Origin of the sequence: Mesorhizobium sp. AR02 (assembly GCF_024746835.1) — a bacterium.
Taxonomy (GTDB): domain Bacteria; phylum Pseudomonadota; class Alphaproteobacteria; order Rhizobiales; family Rhizobiaceae; genus Mesorhizobium.
In genome coordinates, this window is record NZ_CP080530.1 from 186,909 (window position 1) to 205,418 (window position 18,510).

At 62.6% G+C, this 18,510-nt stretch carries 9 protein-coding genes and 3 pseudogenes; 6 read left to right on the forward strand and 6 right to left on the reverse strand.

Translation table 11 applies throughout. The features are described 5' to 3' along the window. The first annotated feature begins 407 nt into the window (after window positions 1–407). From ltrA to DBIPINDM_RS43525, 3 genes are all read left to right on the forward strand, one after another. Complete coding sequence (gene ltrA / locus DBIPINDM_RS00825) at window positions 408–1,730, forward strand: group II intron reverse transcriptase/maturase (protein WP_258581230.1); 1,323 nt, start codon at window positions 408–410, stop codon at window positions 1,728–1,730. A gap of 155 nt (window positions 1,731–1,885) precedes the next feature. Beyond that, window positions 1,886–3,136 (forward strand): site-specific integrase, encoded by a 1,251-nt coding sequence (locus DBIPINDM_RS00830; protein ID WP_258580653.1) that lies wholly within the window; start codon window positions 1,886–1,888, stop codon window positions 3,134–3,136. A gap of 224 nt (window positions 3,137–3,360) precedes the next feature. Continuing rightward, window positions 3,361–4,053, forward strand: coding sequence for a tyrosine-type recombinase/integrase (locus tag DBIPINDM_RS43525; protein ID WP_416361698.1), 693 nt, complete (start codon window positions 3,361–3,363; stop codon window positions 4,051–4,053). Here DBIPINDM_RS43525 and DBIPINDM_RS00835 read toward each other — a convergent pair. Genes DBIPINDM_RS00835 through DBIPINDM_RS00845 form a run of 3 tightly spaced genes read right to left on the reverse strand, consistent with a single transcriptional unit; the run spans window position 3,956 to window position 7,109 of the window. Next, window positions 3,956–4,954, reverse strand: a complete 999-nt coding sequence (locus DBIPINDM_RS00835) for a site-specific integrase (protein WP_258580649.1) — start codon at window positions 4,952–4,954, stop codon at window positions 3,956–3,958. The genes DBIPINDM_RS43525 and DBIPINDM_RS00835 overlap by 98 nt on opposite strands. Then, entirely contained in the window at window positions 4,951–5,889 is a 939-nt protein-coding gene (locus DBIPINDM_RS00840) for a tyrosine-type recombinase/integrase (protein WP_258580807.1), read from the reverse strand. Before DBIPINDM_RS00840 ends, DBIPINDM_RS00835 begins: the two co-directional genes overlap by 4 nt. Further along, on the reverse strand, window positions 5,886–7,109 hold the full coding sequence (locus DBIPINDM_RS00845; protein WP_258580651.1) for a site-specific integrase: 1,224 nt from the start codon (window positions 7,107–7,109) through the stop codon (window positions 5,886–5,888). Before DBIPINDM_RS00845 ends, DBIPINDM_RS00840 begins: the two co-directional genes overlap by 4 nt. A 184-nt stretch (window positions 7,110–7,293) precedes the next feature. On the opposite strand from DBIPINDM_RS00845, the pseudogene DBIPINDM_RS00850 reads away from it, so the two are divergent. Both DBIPINDM_RS00850 and DBIPINDM_RS00855 read left to right on the forward strand, forming a co-directional pair. Next, window positions 7,294–7,494 (forward strand): annotated as a pseudogene (locus tag DBIPINDM_RS00850) (integrase); the annotation flags it as partial. Continuing rightward, the gene (locus DBIPINDM_RS00855) at window positions 7,487–8,482 is read left to right on the forward strand and encodes a tyrosine-type recombinase/integrase (RefSeq protein WP_258580648.1); all 996 of its coding nucleotides are present in this window, start codon (window positions 7,487–7,489) and stop codon (window positions 8,480–8,482) included. The pseudogene DBIPINDM_RS00850 and the gene DBIPINDM_RS00855, both read left to right, overlap by 8 nt. Before the next feature lie 353 nt (window positions 8,483–8,835). On the opposite strand, the pseudogene DBIPINDM_RS00860 reads toward DBIPINDM_RS00855, so the two are convergent. Next, window positions 8,836–10,178, reverse strand: a pseudogene (locus tag DBIPINDM_RS00860) (IS1380 family transposase). Between the two features lie 480 nt (window positions 10,179–10,658). Between DBIPINDM_RS00860 and DBIPINDM_RS00865 the strand changes: the two are divergent. Then, a pseudogene (locus tag DBIPINDM_RS00865) lies at window positions 10,659–11,082 on the forward strand (IS66 family transposase); the annotation flags it as partial. 23 nt (window positions 11,083–11,105) lie between these two features. Here the strand turns inward: DBIPINDM_RS00865 and DBIPINDM_RS00870 are convergent. Both DBIPINDM_RS00870 and DBIPINDM_RS00875 read right to left on the reverse strand, forming a co-directional pair. Then, complete coding sequence (locus DBIPINDM_RS00870) at window positions 11,106–14,633, reverse strand: indolepyruvate ferredoxin oxidoreductase family protein (protein WP_258581031.1); 3,528 nt, start codon at window positions 14,631–14,633, stop codon at window positions 11,106–11,108. A gap of 268 nt (window positions 14,634–14,901) precedes the next feature. Further along, entirely contained in the window at window positions 14,902–17,031 is a 2,130-nt protein-coding gene (locus tag DBIPINDM_RS00875) for a hypothetical protein (protein ID WP_258581032.1), read from the reverse strand. Window positions 17,032–18,510 lie beyond the last annotated feature (1,479 nt).

Consider the following 18,510-nt stretch of genomic DNA (forward strand, 5'->3'; position numbering starts at 1 on the left):
CTCGGTCGGGTAACTGGCCGGGTCGAAGCCTCGTGACAAAGGCCGCCTTGGGCGGTTGAGCAATCCGATGGGCCGTAACGTGAGTGAAGCCTGAGCAGGCCTCGAAAGTGATGATGTGGATGCCGACCCGCCTGAATTTCGGGGAAGGCCGCGCGAACGGGGAAGCAATCGACATGTGCACCCGTTCGATCCGCCGGGGTAATGGGCACGGCACGTCGGAAGGGTGATACGGGTAGGGGGAGACCCGCTCGGCATGAGGGTAGCGGCCTCAACGCAGCCGTCAGGGCGGCGGTGCCGGTGGGAGTCGGACAGGGTCATAATACCGCTGAAGCCGGGTAATGCCGGTGGAGGGAAGGGCCCTGACTTCTGGTGTGCTTTTGACGTTGGTGAGGAGGGGGTGATTGGCGATGAGCCTCGAAACACCCGAAAAGATCAGGAACCTTCAGAGGAAGCTGTACCGTAAGGCGAAGGCGGAGCCCGCTTTCCGCTTCTACGTGCTCTACGACAAGATCTGCCGTGAGGACATGCTGCGCCATGCCTATGCGCTGGCCCGCGCCAATGCGGGTTCGCCGGGCGTGGACAATGTGACCTTCGCGAAGATCGAGGCGGAAGGCGCGGAGAGGTGGCTGGCGGGCCTGCGCGAGGAACTTGTCTCGAAGACCTATCGGCCGCAGCCGGTGCGACGGGTGATGATCCCGAAGCCGGGGGGCGGCGAACGTCCGCTCGGCATCCCGACCATTCGGGACCGGGTGGTTCAGACCGTCGCGAAGCTGGTGCTGGAACCGATATTCGAGGCGGACTTCGAGGATGGTGCCTATGGCTATCGGCCCAGACGCAGTGGGACCGACGCAATCAAGGAAGTGCACCGGCTTGTCTGCCGGGGCCACACGGACGTGGTAGACGCCGATTTGTCGAAATACTTCGACACGATTCCGCATTCGGACCTCCTCAAATCGGTGGCCCGACGCATTGTCGACCGGCACGTGCTGCGGCTGATCAAGCTGTGGCTGAAAGCGCCGATCGAAGAGCGGGACGGTGACGGGAAACGGCACGTGAGCGGTGGTAAGAGCAGCACGCGCGGCACGCCGCAAGGTGGGGTCGCAAGCCCGCTGCTCTCGGTCATCTACATGAACCGGTTCCTGAAACATTGGCGGCTCACCGGACGCGGCGAGGCGTTCCGTGCGCATGTCATCTCCTATGCCGATGACTTCGTCATCCTCAGCCGCGGGCACGCGGTCGAGGCGCTGGCGTGGACGCGGACGGTGATGACGAAACTCGGGCTGACACTCAACGAGGCCAAGACCTCGGTGAAGGATGCCCGCACGGAGCCTTTCGACTTCCTTGGCTATACGTTCGGACCTCACCGCTACCGGAAAGACGGCCATTGGTACCTGGGTGCGAGCCCATCCAAGAAGAGCGTGCAACGGATCAAAACGAAGATTGGCGATCACTTGGTAAACGGTAACAAAGAGCCGTGGCCCGTGGTCTGCACCCGGCTGAACAGGCTTCTGCGCGGCTGGTCAGGCTACTTTGGCTATGGAACACGCTTGCCGGCCTATCGAGCGGTCGACAACCACGTCTATGACCGTGTTCGCACCTTCCTGCGCAAACGGCACAAGGTGCAGGGACGCGGCACACAGCGTTTCTCCGACGACATTGTCTTCGGAAAACTTGGTGTCCTGCGTCTTCGACGCGTGCACATTGGACCGCCGCCGTGTGCCTCACGATGAAACCAGTCGGAAAGCCGGATGCGTAATGTGGCTTCGGTAGAGATGTGGCGTCGGCCGCCGCGGGCCAGAAGCGGCAGGCCGGTGAGGATGCCGAGCGCCACATAACAAACTGGATATAGGTGATCGGATTTCCCACCTCACTGGAGATCCGAGGCATGTTCGAGGACTTATTCGCCTACCCGAAGGTCGTAGCGCGTCACCATGACGGGCCCGAGGCCTCGAAGCGGCTGCGCTATCTCAAGCATCTCGCCGATCAGCGTGCGGCTCGTGAGACTTTGCTGCGCACGGCCCGCGAACTGCTGGTCATTGCGGAGCGGCTGGACCTGTCCGGCGGCAGGTGCGTCAGGCAGGCCGAGATCGACGCGGCCGCTCAATCTTGGGCCCGATACCAGCACGCGCGAAACAGAGCCTGCGGTGAGAAGTGGTCACGGCGTTTGTTCCATGACGTCGCCGCAGCGTGGCTTTGCTTTCTTGGCCAGCTTGACGAACCGGCTCCCAACGAACCGAAGGCCCATTGTGAAAAGGTCGACGACTTCATCGCCTATCAACATGATGAGCGTGGCTTGTCGGCGAGCACCCTAGCCAACCAGCGCTGGCAGGTAGAGACTTTCCTCGAACATTTAGGCGTCGAAAAATCGTCGATCGCCGACATCACCGTTGCAGACGTAGACGCTTTCCTCGACGTGAAGGGTCGTGGCGGGTGGTCTCGGGTGTCGGTAGCGACGAGCGCGCACGCCCTGCGCGCGTTCTTCCGCCATGCTCAGCGTCGACAATGGTGTTGCCCCGGAATCGCCGCAGCGATCGACGCGCCGCGACTGTTCAGGGAAGAAGCTTTGCCGATGGGCCCGGCATGGCCCGATGTCCAGCGGCTCCTTGAGAGCACGAGGGACAGGACCGCGCGTGACGTCCGTGACCACGCGATTCTAAAGCTGCTCGCGATCTACGGACTGCGAAGCGGCGAAGTCCGCGGTCTTTGTCTCGAAGACATCGATTGGACGAGAGAGGTCATCAAGGTGACCCGGTCCAAGCAGCGCAAGATGCAATACTACCCCCTGGTGACCTCCGTCGGCGACGCTGTTGTGAGTTACCTTCAGCTGGCGCGCCCCCGCTGCCGTCGCCATGAGGTCTTCCTCACCCTCAAGGCCCCGTTCCGGCCGCTGTCGGCGAGCGCAGTGTACCATGTGGTTGCAAGCCGACTGAGCGCCCTGGGGGTTCAGTCGATGCATTTTGGCCCTCATGGACTTCGCCACGCCTGCGCCACCCACCTTGTTGCGCAAGGTCTGAGCCTGAAGGAAATCGGGGACCATCTCGGCCATCGCAGCGCCTTTGCGACCCGCACCTACGCCAGGGTCGACCTTGCCGGACTGCGCGAGGTCGGGGCGTTCGATCTGGGAGGACTGGCATGATCCTTTCAGAAATTATCGCCAGCTTTGTCGATCACCGGCAAGCAATCGGAATGCGCTTCCGCACGGAGGTGCGCACGCTCAAGTCGTTCTGTCGCTTCGTCGGCGACAGACCTCTGCCGGAGGTGACGGCCGACCGAGTGTTGGCCTTTCTGGCGGGACGCGGCCCGGTGACCCGTTTCTGGGAACGAAAGCATTCTGTTCTGGCGGGCTTCTATCGGTTCGCGATGGCCCGGGGGCATACAAACATATGGCCGTTGCCACGCGCCGTCCCCAAGCCGACGGAAGCCTTCGTTCCCTACATTTACTCCCGCGAGGAGATCGGTCGTTTACTCGACGCCGTCGTCCTGATCGACCATCCTCGCTGTCCTATTGATCCGGACACATACCGAACGCTCCTGCTTCTCCTTTACGGCGCGGGCCTTCGCCTTGGCGAGGCACTGTCCCTCACCTTAGCCGACGTCGACCTCGAGGAAGGGATTCTGTGCGTCCGCGAGAGCAAGTTTTACAAGACCAGACTGGCTCCGATCGGCCACGACCTCGTGCGCATCTTATCCCGGCACGCTTCTCGCCGCCGCGAAGGCCAGTCTGCAGAATCCCTCTGGTTCCTCACGCGCCAGGGCGCCCCTGTGACCCTGCAACACGCTGAGAGGGAGTTCTGCCGATTACGCGTCAAAGCGAATGTCGTGTGCGCCGGCGCCGGGCCGCGACATCAGCCTCGCTTGCATGATCTTCGTCATAACTCCGAGTGCCGGATTATTCCGAGTGACGGTCCGGGAGGCCAAAGAGTGCGGGCGATCTGTGGCTGTTGGGTCGGCATAATCAGAGGCTCTTCAGGAATGCAAGGAGATGGTCGTCGGGCTTGTAGCGGCCCAACCGGATGTCGGCCGTGTCGGTCTTCGCCAGAGCTTGCTCCTTGAGCTTCATGTCGGCCTGAAGATAGATGGCGGTGGTTTCGACCGACTCGTGGCCCAGCCACAGAGCAATGACCGAGCGGTCGACGCCGTGCTGGAGCAGGTCCATTGCCAGGGTATGCCTCAGGACATGCGGCGTTACGTGCTTGCTGGCCAGCGATGGGCAGTGGCGACGTGCGACGGCGAGGTGCTTGTTCAGCAGATATTGAAGTGCGTCGTGACTCAATGACGTGCCGCTTATCGTCGGGAAGGCAGGATCGGCGCTCCGCCCGCGTCGCTCGGCAAGCCAGGCACGCAGCACCGTGACCGTATCCTTGCGAAGCGGGGTATTGCGGAGTTTTCGGCCCTTTCCCTGACATTGCACATAGGCGGCCGGGCCAAGGACAATGTCCTCGCAGCGAAGGCCGACGATTTCGGCAGCACGCAGGCCGGTCTGCACGGCCAGCAACAGAAGCGCCCGGTCACGGCGCCCGATCCAGCTGCCGAGGTCGGGGGCGGCGAGCAAGGCGGCGACTTCGACGCTACTGAGGAAGGCGACCGGCCGGCGCACGTAACGCTTGCTCGGAATGGCGAGCACGCGCTGAGCCAATGCGCTGTGTTCCGGCGCATGCAAGGCCACATAGCGGAAGAAGGAATGGATGGCGGCAAGACGGACATTGCGGCTCCTGGCGCAGTTGTCGCGTTCGTGTTCGAGATGATCGAGGAAGGCGCCAAGGAAGGCGGTGTCGAGATCCGGCAAGGTGACGTGCGAGGCCCCCTTGCGTAGCTGCCGCTGGGCATAGGCCAGCAGCAGGCAGAAGGTATCGCGGTAGCTCGCCAGCGTATGCGGGCTTGCTTGTCGTTGTCTGATGAGGCGATCGGTGAAGAAGGCCTCAAGAAGAGCGGGGAACGTTGGGGCGGCGCTCATGGGCGGGATTCCGGCTGAGATTGTTCCGCCCGCAGCAGCGCTTGCTGCAGCAGCTCCGGCGTTGCCGTCAAATACCAATAGGTGTCGGTGATGTGGGCATGGCCGAGATAGGTCGCCAACTCGGGCAGGTGGCGTTCGACATCGATGCCGTTGCGATACCAGCGCAGCAATGTTGTCACGGCCAGTCGGTGGCGAAGGTCGTGCAGGCGTGGCCCGCGGGAGTCATTGGCGCCGCGGAGGCCGACCTCGCGCGACAGCTTGACGAACGTCCACCGCACGGCCCATTCGGTTAAACGCATGCCGCGCTCGGAAAGGAAGAAGCTGGAGCTCAGGGGATTGGGGCATGACCGGTCTCGGCTGGCCGCATAGATTTTGAGAGCGTGTTGCGTCGAGGGGTGAAGCGGCACGTAGCGCGACTTGCCGAACTTCGTGTCGCGAACCGTCAGCACGCCATCAACGAGATTGGTGTCGCCGCGATCGAGACGCAGCGGTTCGTTACAGCGCATGCCGGTCGCCGCGTACAAGCCGAAGAGCGTGGCATAGGTCTGCGGGCGAAGGCCGACTGTCGACGGCAAGCGCTTTGCCGCGTCGATCAGTCGGGTGATCTCTTCGTCGCGGTAAACATAGGGCGACGATGGCCGACGATACCGGTGAGGAAGAAGGTCGGGCGGCGGGACGACGGTCTGCGGGTCAATGGCGCTGCAATAGCGCGCGAGCCGGCGAACCATCGCCAACCGGTTGGCCCACTGGGCGGGCTGTGCCTCTGCCGGCTGCATGGCCCAGGCCAGGGCAATCTCGGTGGTGATGACGGTGGCGCCGGAAGATTCGGCAAAGACAACGAAGCGCTGCAGCAACCGTCCGGAAAGACGCAGCTTATGGCCGAGGGCGCGGCGCGCGGCCAGGTACTCTTCGAGCGCCGCTTGCAACGCGCTCATGATGCGACTCCTGGCCAGGGTAGCGCAATGGCACGCAACGCCGCGATGTCGACTTTGGCATAGATCTGTGTCGTGTTCGGCTGGCTGTGGCGGAGAAGTTGACCGATTTCAACGAGCGAGGCGCCGCGGCGCAGCAGATCGGTGGCGAGTGAGTGACGCAACAGGTGCGCACCCTTGAACGCCGGCGTCAGACCGGCGCGCTTGAGCGCACGATGGACGATGCAGCAAATAGTCGACGGGCTGACAAAACTCCGTCTGGGCGCCTTTATGCGAATGAAGACGCGGCGTGTTGAGCAAGCAGGCCGATCTTGCCGCAGATAGTCGACCAAGGCGGCACCGACATCCGCCGGCAGTGGCAGCCGCGCCAGCCGTTGACCCTTGCCATGCACGACGATCTCGCCGCAATCCCAGTCGAGATCGTCCAGGGTCAAGGCCGAGACTTCGCCACCCCGTAAGCCGAGGCGCGCGAGCAGCATCAGAACCGCGTAGTCCCTGCGGCCGGCCGGTGTTCTCCTGTCGCAAGACGCAAGGAGCCGTTCGACCTGTTCGGCAGGCAGCGCCTTCGGCAGATGTGCCAAGCGCCAGCCGGCGATCCCAGGCACCGCGACAGCGAGATCGGTGGCAAGCAACCCGCGTTGCTGGAGGAAGCGCAGAAACGAACGCAGCGCCGTGACCGCCAACTTGGCGCGGCCGGGCGAACCGGCCTGGGCGCGCCGCACGATGAACCGATGAACGTCGCCCACTCGCAAGCGGTCAAAATCCGGATCGTTGCCGCCAAACTGTTCGTCCAGGAACCCACGAACAATCGGCAGATAGTTCGTCAATGTCGATGCCGAGAGACCACGCTCGGTGCGCAGGAATTCCCCAAATGCGTCGATCAGCTTACCCTTGGCGCTCGTATCGACCTCCAGCAGCGGTACCGGCACGCCGCCCGTGTCGCGCAGATATCGGAGCAACTGCCGAATGGTCCAGGCATCGCCACGCCTCGGGCGCCGACCAAGTTCCGTCAGAAATCGATCTGCGTCCTCTTCCCCGAGCAAGCTCAGCGGAACATCCTGCCTCTCCACCCAAGCACTGAAACCAGCCAGGAGCTTAATCTTCTGCTGAACAGTCGTTTTGGGGTATCCCTGGCCATCGAGCAAAGCCTCGAAACCATCCAGGTGGCTAGCCAATCGGCCTATCCAGCGATCTTTGGCTAGCGCCTCATTCAGATCAATCATCGTCTGTCTCCCTATATCGTGGGAAAGTTCACGCTCAGAAAGAGCAGCCGAATAATGTCGCGCAATCAACGGCCGACGCTGATCCAATTACTTGCAATCATGAGAAAATTACGCCGCGGCGATGGCGTCACTCGGAATAATCCGGCACTCGGAGTTATGTCGCTAATTCCGAACCCGGAATTAGCGACATAGTTTTGCAGTTCACCGCCTCCTCTCCTGGTATCGCCAAGGCGCCGACGTCCAACGGCTTCTGCCCAAGCTCTCCACCTACCTTGGCCACGTCAACATCTCGGGCACGCAGCGATACCTAACCCTAACCCCGGACCTTCTGCGTGAGGCCAGCGCGCGCTTCGAGCATTACGCCATGGAGATGCCCAATGCGTGACGAGGCGCTCCTTGGCCCCTGGATCCGGCGGTTCCTACTCGAACACGTGGTTGCCGAGCGCAATCTCGCCCGCAACACCCAGCAGGGTTACCGCGACGGCTTATGTCAGCTTCTCCCGTTCGTTGCGAAGCGGGTCGGCAAGTCTATTGATCGCCTGAATGTCGTCGATTTATCGGCCGAGCTAATCCGCGCCTTCTTGACCGATATCGAAGTGACGCGTCGATGTTCGATCGCCACCCGAAATCAACGTCTTGCCGCCGTTCGGGCGTTCGCTGGCTTTGTCGGCGAGCATAGCCCCGTCCACATCGAATGGTCGGGCCAGATCCGTTCGATCCCGTTCAAGAAGACCGATCAGGCGGTCGTTCCTTACCTCGAAAAGGCGGAGATCGACGCCTTGCTCGCCGCTCCAGATCGGCGGACGGAGCAGGGTCGGCGCGACTACGCCCTGCTGCTGTTCCTCTACAACACTGGTGCGAGAGCGTCAGAGGCGGTCGGCGTCAAGGTGGCGGACCTGGACCTGAACGCCCCCAGCGTCAAAATCCATGGCAAGGGCGGCAAGCAGCGATACTGCCCATTGTGGACCGCCACCGTCGTCGAGTTACGGGCACTCGTCGCTGACGGAGCCCCTTCTCGATCCGTCTTCCTCAATCGCTGCGGCCAACCCATCACTCGCTTCGGGATCCATACCGCCGTCGAGCGTTATGGCCTCAAGGTCGTCGCCAAAATGCCATCGTTGGCGACAAAGCGCGTAAGCCCTCACTCCATCCGCCACACCACGGCGACCCATCTCCTGCGCGCCGGCGTCGACATCAACACAGTCCGCGGATGGCTCGGGCACGTCTCGCTGGACACCACGAACGTCTATGCAGAGGTCGACTTCGAGACCAAGGCTAAGGCGCTCGAAAAATGCGAGGCGCCGAGTCTCGGCAAAATCCCAAAACGATGGCGTGACCAACCGGCGCTGATGGACTTCCTTCGGTCGCTGTAACCCGCTTTGTTATGTGGCGCTCGGCATCCTCACCGGCCTGCCGCTTCTGGCCCGCGGCGGCCGACGCCACATCTCTACCGAAGCCACATTACGCATCAAATGTGTTTGAGCACATTTGATGCGGGAAATCCGCACGTCCGGTTTGATGAGCGGGGAAGGGAAACGGAGCGATGCCAACACGGCCCAAGCCACCGCGCCCTTCCTCGACTCTACTGACGGATCTGGGTTTGTTTGCCGCTGAGCGGCGGACAGGTGGCGGCTCGGCGTCTTTTTCACCGCGGCTGTGTCTGGACTTGTGAACGCGCTGGAGGGTGGAAGCTGTGTGGTTTCGGCGGGGCCTGCTGCCCCGGCGGTCATGGTCCTGTTGGTAGCAGATTGCTGGCGATCGCCCGGAACAGACTTGCCTCGGGACAGGCGGCGGCGAAGGCCAGGCGGATGCGCGAGACGGTTTCGATGACGCGGGCGCCGAGCTTGAGCAGCCTGAGCCGCAGCGTAGCGAACTCGGCGTTGCGCAGATGATGGGTCGTTGGCACCGCCTCGCGCAGGGTGAGCATCAACCAGTATGCGGCGGTGTGCAGGACAAGACGGACCTGGTTGGCAATCGGTGAGCGGCAGGAGGTTCGGTCGGATGCGAGCTGGCTCTTGTGCATCTTGATCAGGTTTTCGGCCCGCCGCGGGCGCAGTAGATCACGTCGTAGATGTGCTCGGCGGAGCCTTTGTCGAGATTGGTGACGACGAAGCGGATGTCGAGGCCGAGGGTGGTTGCCTCGATGCGAGCGCAGGTGCGGCGTTCGGCCTTCCAGGACTTCGCCTTGTAGCGGGTCTCGGCATAGCCGCGCAGCACAGGCTTGCGCTCGAGCGCGCGGCGGGTGCGGATGTCGTCGGCGCTCTCGTCGACGAGCCGCTGCAGAACCTTGTTGCCGGGTAGGCCGAAGAGGTAGTCGATCGCATTGTTCTCGCACCAGGCCATGACTTGCGCCCGGCCGTAATGGCTGTCGCCACGGATCAGGATGCGGGTGGTCGGCCAGCGGGCGCGGATGCGGCGCACGAGACGGCGCAGATGGCCGCGGATCTCCTTGCCCGCCGGGGTCTTGCCAGGACGCAGGATCATGGCGACCGGGCGTCCTGTCGCGGCGTCGTAGATGTGGATCGGCAGGAAGCAACGCTCGTCGTAGTGGGCGTTGAAGAGCGAGAGCTGCTGATGGCCGTGAACGACATCCAGCGTATCATCGATGTCGAGCGTGACGCTTGCGGGCGGCGCGGCATAGCTCGACAGCCAGAGATCGACCAGCACCCAGCTGAGCCGGATGACGGTGCGCAGGTCAGGCAGGTTCTCCAGCCGCGAGCAGGTCGGCTGCGAGCACAGATCAATCCCGCTGTCGGGCAGCCGCCCGCAGGCGAGCTTGAAGGCCGGGTCGGTACGCAGTCGGTCGAGATCATTGGCGTCCTCGTAGCCGCACGCGATCGCAAAGATGCGGGCGCGCAGAATGTCGGCCATGGCGTGCGTCACCCGCTCTGGATCGCGCCGATCGTGGATCACCGCGGCCAGCCTGTCGGCCAGTTGCAGGCGACGCTCGGCTGCGGCCAGAAGCATGACGCCGCCATCCGAGGTGATGCGGCCGCCGTCAAACGCAGCTGTGATCTTCTTGCGTCCGACGGCTGGAAAAGACAGCGGCAGCAACGTATTCTCGGTCATGGCGGGTGTGGCTCGCGAAATGAGGTGGAAGGGTTGGCCTAAGCAACCGAATCCTACGCCAAATCAACCGCTTAAGCTACATCCGCCAGCCTCAAAAGCCCATCGTCGTGCATAAGACGGGCTAGCCATTAAGCCAGGCAGGCGGCTCGACGGCGCTGGGAAGTCGGGCATGGGACGGCATAGGCCTATTCCCCAAGACCACGCTTGATGAAGCGCCCGGCCTTGCGTTGGTCTTGGCGTGTAGGTTTGATGCGGATGGGCTTGAGCCCAAGGATGCGGCAATCCTCGCGAAGGCTTTCGCCTTGTAGCCGAAGCCGGCCTAGTAGGCGACCGCCTCGTATGGTCGAATTGGTGGCTCGTCCGATATCCCTGCACGCGTAGTGCCACCGGGCAGACGGATGCAGGAAGGGCAATCACCGGATCGACCTCGGTCGCGGCGACTTGAGAGACCTTGGCCATTAGACCGCCAGGACCGGGTGTTTTGCGCGTGAAGGAGTGCCGCTGAGCCTGCCGACGCTCGCCGACCAGGTTGGCGCGGCCACATTCGCGCTCGTGCCCATCCATCGTCGATCGAGCCTCATGTCCTCCTCGCCGACCGCTGGCACGGCGGCGATACAAACGTGCCGGTCCTCGCCAAGGGCAAGACCGATACTGGCAGGCTGCGGGTCTATGTCCAAGTTCGGCGGTGTCGATCCGCCCGCCGGGCTGTTTCATTGTTCGCGCTACCGGCGTGCCGAACATCCACGGGCCCATCTTGGCACCTGGTCCGCGATCCTGCAGGCCGACGCCTATGGCGGCTATGGCGAACGCTACGCGCCGCCGGTACTCGAAGCAGGGCGAATGCGCGCGCAAATTGTTCGAGCTCGCCGGGAGCCAAGCTTTGCCACAATCGCCTAGAAGAGGACCATGCGCGTACCAGGGAAATCTTTACGTTAAGGTCGGATTGTACAGGGATATACTTGCCACAGAAAGCGGCTTGTTCCGCCGTTCCGGCTCCGGTTTCGCCTCTGCGCTTTCAAGGCGCGCCAGAAGCCGGGCCCGCTCTCCCGCAGCCTTTTCCACGCTGGCCTGCTTGACGTGGCCGTAGCCGCGAATGAGAGCCGGGACTGACGCCAAGGCAGCAGCCGCCTCTAACTTCGCTGGCGTCAGGATGCGGGCGATGCGGTCGACATCGGCCTCGTAGCTTGCGAGCAGGCCGCGCTCCGTCCGCCGCTCGGCCGAATAGCCGAACAGATCGAGCGCTGATCCGCGCAGGCCCTTCAGCGACGCAAGCAGGCTGAATGCCTTCATCATCCCCGGCCCGAAACTTGATTTCTTTGGCTTTCCGTCCGCGCCGCGCCGGCCCATGATCGGGGGCGCGAGGTGGAATTCCAGCCGGTCGTATTCCTGGAATTGCGCCGCCAGTTGGCGCTGGAACGATCCGTCCGTGTAGAGGCGGGCGACTTCATACTCGTCCTTGATAGCCATCAGTTTGAAGAGGTTTTTCGCCACGGCCTCAGCGACCGGGGCGGAGCCCGGCAAGACTGCCTGCTCGGCCTTGCGGACGGCCGCGACACGATCGGCGTAACGCTTCGCATAGGCGGCGTTCTGATAGGCGGTCAGGAACTCCACTCGACGCGCGACGATCTCGTCAAGCGTCTGTGCGATACCGGGCTCCGCCGCCTGGCCAGGCCGGCCGAGCATTCCTTTGACGAAATCCGGCTGATGCGCCGCGCGCCGTCCCCAGCGGAAAGCTGCGATATTCATGGCGACCGACTCGCCATTGAGTTCGATGGCGCGTTCGATCGCGTCCGCCGGCAGCGGCAGCCCGCCATGCTGGTAGGCGAAGCCCAGCATGAACATGTTGGCCCCGAGCGAATTGCCGAACAGCTCCGACGCAGTGCGCGTGGCGTCGAAGAAATGCGCCTTTTTTTCGCCGGCAGCCTCGCGAATGGCCTCCTTCAGCCGCTCCACGGGCAGCGAAAAATCGGCCGAGCGCGCGAAGTCGCCCGGCATGATCTCGGCGGTGTTGGCGACGAAAATCGTATGGCCCTCGCGCACCGCCGCCAGCACCTTCTTGTTGCCCGACACGACCAGGTCGCAGCCGAGAACGAGGTCGGCCTTGCCCGCCGAGACGCGGATGGCGTGGATATCCTCAGGGGTTTTTGCGATGCGGACATGTGAAAAGACCGCCCCGCCCTTCTGCGCCAGGCCCGCCATGTCGATCATGCCGCAGCCCTTGCCCTCCAGATGCGCCGCCATGCCGAGGATGGCGCCGACTGTGACGACGCCGGTGCCGCCGACGCCGTCGATGATCGATGACCAGCCGTCGCCATTGAGCGCAAAAAGCTGTGGCTCCAGCACGCCTTCGAGCGGATCGGATTTTCCTGCCATGCCTTCGGCCTTGCGAATCTTCGCGCCATGCACGGTGACGAAGGATGGGCAAAAGCCGTTGACGCAGGAGAAATCCTTATTGCAGCTCGACTGGTCAATGCGGCGCTTGCGGCCGAACTCAGTTTCGACGGGTTGGATCGAGGCGCAGTTGGATTGGACGCCGCAATCGCCGCAGCCTTCGCAGACGAGCTCATTGATGATGACGCGCTTGTCGGGGTCCGGAAAGGTTCCGCGCTTGCGGCGGCGGCGCTTTTCGGCCGCGCAGGTCTGGTCATAAAGCAGCACGGACACGCCCTTCACCTCGCGCAACTGCCGCTGCACCAGGTCGAGATCATCGCGATGGTGGATGGTGGAGCCGGCGGGAAACCCTATCCCGGCGGCGGCATACTTGCGGGGTTCGTCGGTGACGATGGCGATGCGCTCGACGCCCTCGGCGTGCACCTGGCTCGCGATCATGTCGACGGTCAGATTGCCTTCGAGCGGCTGGCCACCAGTCATAGCGACGGCGTCGTTGTAGAGAATCTTGTAGGTGATGTTGGCCTCGGTCGACAGCGCGAAGCGGATCGCCAGCGTGCCGGAATGGTTGTAGGTGCCGTCGCCGAGGTTCTGGAAGATGTGGTCGCGCTTCGAGAACGGCGCCTGGCCGACCCATTGCGCGCCCTCCCCGCCCATGGCAGTGAAGCCAAGGGTGTTGCGGTCCATCCACAGCGCCATGAAGTGGCAACCGATGCCGGCTGCGGCGATCGAGCCGTCCGGCACCTTGGTCGAGGAATTGTGCGGGCAACCGGAGCAGAAGAAGGGGGTGCGCGAGCCAATGTCCTTCTTGTCGGCAAGCATCGCCTGGAACTGCTTTAGCCGAGCGACCCGTGCAGAAATCTCCTCCGACGGTCCGATCGTCTCGACGATGCGCTCGCCGAGCGCGATCGCGATATCATTAGGGTCGAGGGAACCCTTGGCCGGGAAAAGCCAGCCGCCGCGCTCGTCCTTCTTGCCAATCACCATGGGCTGCATGGCCGTGTTGTAGAGGCTCTCGCGCAGCTGGACTTCGATCAGCGAGCGCTTCTCCTCGACGACGATCACCTTCTCCAGGCCACGCACGAAATCCGCAATGTGCTCGAAGTCGAGCGGCCACGGGCAGCCTATCTTGAACAGCCGCACGCCGAGCTGGTTGGCGCGGGCTTCGTCGACGCCGATATCCTCCAGCGCCTGACGTACGTCAAGATAGCTCTTGCCGATGGTGATGATGCCGATCTTCGGATTTCGGCCGCCCGAATAGACGATTCGATTGAGATCATTGGCCTTGATGAAGGCCGCCGCTGCGGCACGCTTGTGTTCGTGCAGACGCGCTTCCTGGCCGAGCTGGTCGAGCTCGTGGCGGATATTCAAACCGCTGGGCGGCATGTCGAACTCGGGGATGATGATGTTCAGCCGGTCAAGCGACGCATCCACCGAAGCCGTCGATTCGATATTGTCCTTGACGCATTTGATCGCCGCCCAGGTACCGGCGAAGCGCGACATGGCGTAGCCGTAAAGGCCGTATTCGATCAGTTCCTGCACGCCCGCCGGATTGAGGATTGGGATCATGGTATCGACGAACACGAACTCGGTGGCGTGCGCGTTGCTGGATGATTCCGCCATGTGGTCGTCGCCCATCAGGGCGAGCACACCGCCATACCTGGACGATCCGGCGAGATTGGCGTGGCGAAAAACGTCGCCGGAGCGGTCGACGCCCGGACCCTTGCCGTACCAGATCGAAAAAACGCCGTCATATTTGCCTTCACCGAGCAGTTCCGTCTGCTGCGTACCCCAGCAGGCCGTAGCGGCCAGTTCCTCGTTCAGCCCGGGCTGGAAAACGATGCTGGCGTCGGCAAGCTGGCGTTTGGCTTTCCAGAGCTGGAGGTCGAGACCGCCGAGCGGCGAGCCGCGATAGCCCGAAACGAAGCCGGCGGTGTTAAGCCCCGCGCGGCGATCGCGCTCGCGCTGCATAAGGAGCATACGCACGACCGCCTGCGCGCCCGACAGGAAGATGCGCTCCTTGGAAAGGTCGAATTTGTCGTCGAGCGCAACGTCATGAAGCGTCATCTGCAATTCCTTCGACGCGACAGCTCAAATCGGGCGTCCGCTTCAGACAAGTTTTGGCCGGAGTGTTCCGCGCACCAGCGCCGCTCGCCCTTTTTGCGATAGTTGAGGTGCGGGGCCGGCCACCCGTGCAGTTCGCGGCATACGCTGTTTGGCTCAAGACCAGAGAGGCTCAACTGCCAGCATCTGGACCAACGACCCTCTGGCCTCCAGATTTCGGAGGTATGACTCATGGTGTCACCACAAGCGGCACTTTACTGCGAGCCCCCGACTATATCGCGTGTCGAGCGGCCGGTGTCGACCGGTGCTCCACCGCGGCAAGCGGATGGCGTGGGTGGCCGCTGAGCCCTCCGGTCAACAGGGACTTGCAGAACGCAGGGGTGAGCTTGCCGCGGTGGATTACGACGTTCTCGTGACCGATCGCAGCCCGGGCGTCCTGCCACTGGCGATTGTGGCCGCGCTGTTCATTGGATTTGACGTGGCAAGCGACGAAGTCGGCGTCATTCAGCGTCGCCAACTGCCCCGCATGTACCGACTCCTTCGTATGGATGTGCACCCACATCGGTTTCGGCATTGCACCATTGCGCAGCGCCTTGGGCTGCAGCCGGATTTCGAACAGCGTCCCTGGCTCCCCCCTCAACGGCTGCGGTGGATCCGCAGGCGTCAACTCCTTGGCCTGCCGCAAGTGTTCAAGGTACTTCTGCGACGGAAATGCGTAGGTCTTCATGCATTCGATCGTAATCGTGGCCTTTTGCTCTTTCAAAGCCTTTGCCAGTCCCTGCGCCTGGCCCAACATTCTCTTGAGCTGTTCTGTGTCTTCGTGCACTTTGGGTACTTGCGAAGGCGAGAGTCGGAGGAGACTATCATGCTGCTTAAACGCGGCCAGACAGGCCTGCATCTCGGCGGCCTGGGTCTGCAGACGCTCGACCACGGTGTCCACGACGTGTTCGGCGTTCTCGGGTTTCATCTTGCGCGCTTGCGAGACGGCCTTTTGCTGACCAGCCAGATCGAACTTCAGGAGTTCGGCCAACCGTGCCAGCATCTGCTCCGAAGCCGGGGCCTGCCAGATCGCCAAGCGTGCCGCCGCCGACGCACTCGCATCCGGCGCCTCCTCCGCACTCACGAGCTTTTTCGTACCTAGATCGGAAAGCACGACAACCTTGGCTGCTGGCGCCGGGTCGCCGTCGTTTGCAACGACTTGCGGCTCCGGCTGGCCTGCGGCTGAAGAGCTAGCACCGGCGGCCTGCCTGTCTTTCCCTTTCCCTTTCCCGTTCGCTTTCCGTTTCTTGCCCACTGCAGTGCCTTGGGCCCCTGCAGCCTCGCTGGCAGTGTCGGCCGGTATCGCAGCGCGAGCGTCGGCCGGCGGTGCAATGATGGCTTTGGTCTGCAGTTGTTGTGCCAAGGTTTCGGCGATTGTAGCCGTGCCGGCAGTGCCGGCCGGTTTTGCAGCACCAGCGGCTGCCGGCGATGCAATGATGGCTGGCGACTTCGGCTGCAGTTCCAGGAAGTGCATGACCTCGTGCGCAGTGATCCATGCGTCGTCCACGATCTGGCCCAACAGTTCCAATGGGAGGCCGGCACCTGTTCGGTCATCGCCTAACTTGGCAAGCATGTCGTGCAACGCCAATCCAAATTCCGAAAGCCGCTCCATGACTCCTTCCAGCACGGCGCGGTGCTCTGCGTCGAGTGGGCGCCCTTCGCTGGACATCACAGCGTCGCGGGTCGAGTGGAATGCCGGAAAAACGTCGCTGATGAAGGTCCCCAGCAGACGCACCTTCCGGTCCTCACCTATGAGGATTTCCCTCACGGCTGTTTCGAATGTGCTCGCCAGCGGCTCAATCTTGAGCTGCGCGAGAGCGACCCGCGATTGCAGCACCATGACCTTCAAATTCGCTGCCCAGCCGGTGTGCAGGCGCAGTGCGGCCTGTTCGCCCTCTCGCATCTCGGCCGTTGCGCTCGGTAAGTTGGCAGTGGCGGCGCAGACGGACCGCATCCGTTCGCAGCGCCGCAGCTTCTTTTCCCACCACTCCATGAGGGCCACATAGTGCTTCGCCACACTGGAAACTGCTCGGCTCAGCTGGTCGCGGGGAGTGTTGGATGCGCGCAACTTGTGGAGTACCGCGTCCGCAGCCTCCCTTTTTTCGCGCAAGTCGTGGAGTATATTGGTGGCCAACGTGTTGCATTGCTTCGCCCGATTGAGCGTTTCGTCGCGGAATTCACGCGCCCGATCGTCGGACAGAATGCTACGCGCCACTGCCGGGGGCAGGCTTGCGTAGTAGTTCAGAACTGTCGAGCCTGCATTGATGAGCCGATCCATCTGATCTTGCGCCTCCTCCCACGAGTTGTGTCCGCGCAGAGCCGCATCACGGCAACCGTCAAGCTCGTTAAGCAGGCCGAGCATTCGTAGCTTTGCCGCGTTGATTTCTTCGCCTGTCAAAGAAATGGGAACTGCCACACTCGAACTTGCAGGCTGGCTGGCGACCGGCGCCGTAGCTCCGCCCTCGGACGCCGTGGCTCCACCCTCCGAGACTGAGGGAAAATCGCGTTGCCGCGCAATCGCTGCAGGTGGCGCAGCGGCTTCACGTGGCGCAGCAGTCAGGGTTCGATGTTCGCCAACGGAGTGGCCGGAAGACCCGTCGCCCAAGGCATCATCGGCACCGCGCGCGGAGGATGTCCCTCTATCTTGAGCCCCAGAGCGGATCCGCTCGACAACGGATCCGAACAATTGACTGGCTTCCCCAGGAGCAACACTGGATTGCGAGCGCGAACTGCTCGCCCCCAACGTGCTGTCGGCTCCAGCATTCCCTATGCGCGATCTGCCAGATCGACCAATGCCCGTCATATTATGTCTCCGATATTGGCAAGAATGCGCCCATTGTGTTGGGTCTGATGTCGCTCAGCCGTAGTGGATCTGGCCCCTGACCTGCAGGAGCTTGGTGCGCCCTGTACCACTGCTCTTTGTCCTCAGCAGAGACTAGTGTGGGCTTGCTTGCTGCCTTCACCGGCACGGTTGTTCGCCCACTTACGCCGAAAATGAGCTGCCGCTGGCACCTGCTCCGGCTAAGCGCATCCGGGCAGCCATGTCTGCAAACCTTTGGCTTCTGCGTCCGATCGCCGGGCGGTTACCAAGGTCAGCTTAGCCAAAGTGGGGGTAGTGCACATCGGACGAGCCACCAGTTGACCATACATGACGATTCGCACTCCTATGTTTCGCATTGAGTTCAGGCTGGCTTGGCGTGGCAAGTCTAGACCGCCTAGCTGACGATTAGCTGACGAAGGGCTCCTCGGGACGCAAAAACCGACCTGGCTCATGCGTTAGCGATTGGGGTATCTTAGTTGGACGTGAAGGGAGCGCAGACGGAAATGTCAGGCGAGGGCTCGGGCCATAACTTTCCATTCCGCGATAGCGTTGACGCGATGGAGCGCTTTGAGCCGGCCGCGCGAACAGATTACGGAAGGTTGAGAAGATCGAAGAAGTGCTGCAGGTTTTCCAGCGAACGGAAGCCTTGCTCGTGCGCTTTCGCAGCGGCTCGTGGAAATTCTTGGCCCAATGTTAGGGCCCCTGTGCGCGCGGTGCTCGACATCCGGGATGACCTGCCGTTTCGTCGCTCTGTAGGAACGCAGTTGTCGGTAATGATGCGCGTTGGTGCCAGGCCTGTTCTTCAGCAGACGATGAGCAGGCGCCTAGCGCCCTTGGTACTGTGGCGATCCTGGACGTTCCCGTCGAGAACATATCAGTCCTGCTCGACAGCCCGCCACAACCCATGAACGTGCGTCTACCCCAGCGCCTCCTCACAAGATCAGCGCGAGAGCCGTGCCCTCCCCTGATGCGGTCGACTGCAGGTTCCCAAATGGCCGATTTCCCGGTTCGGCCAATACC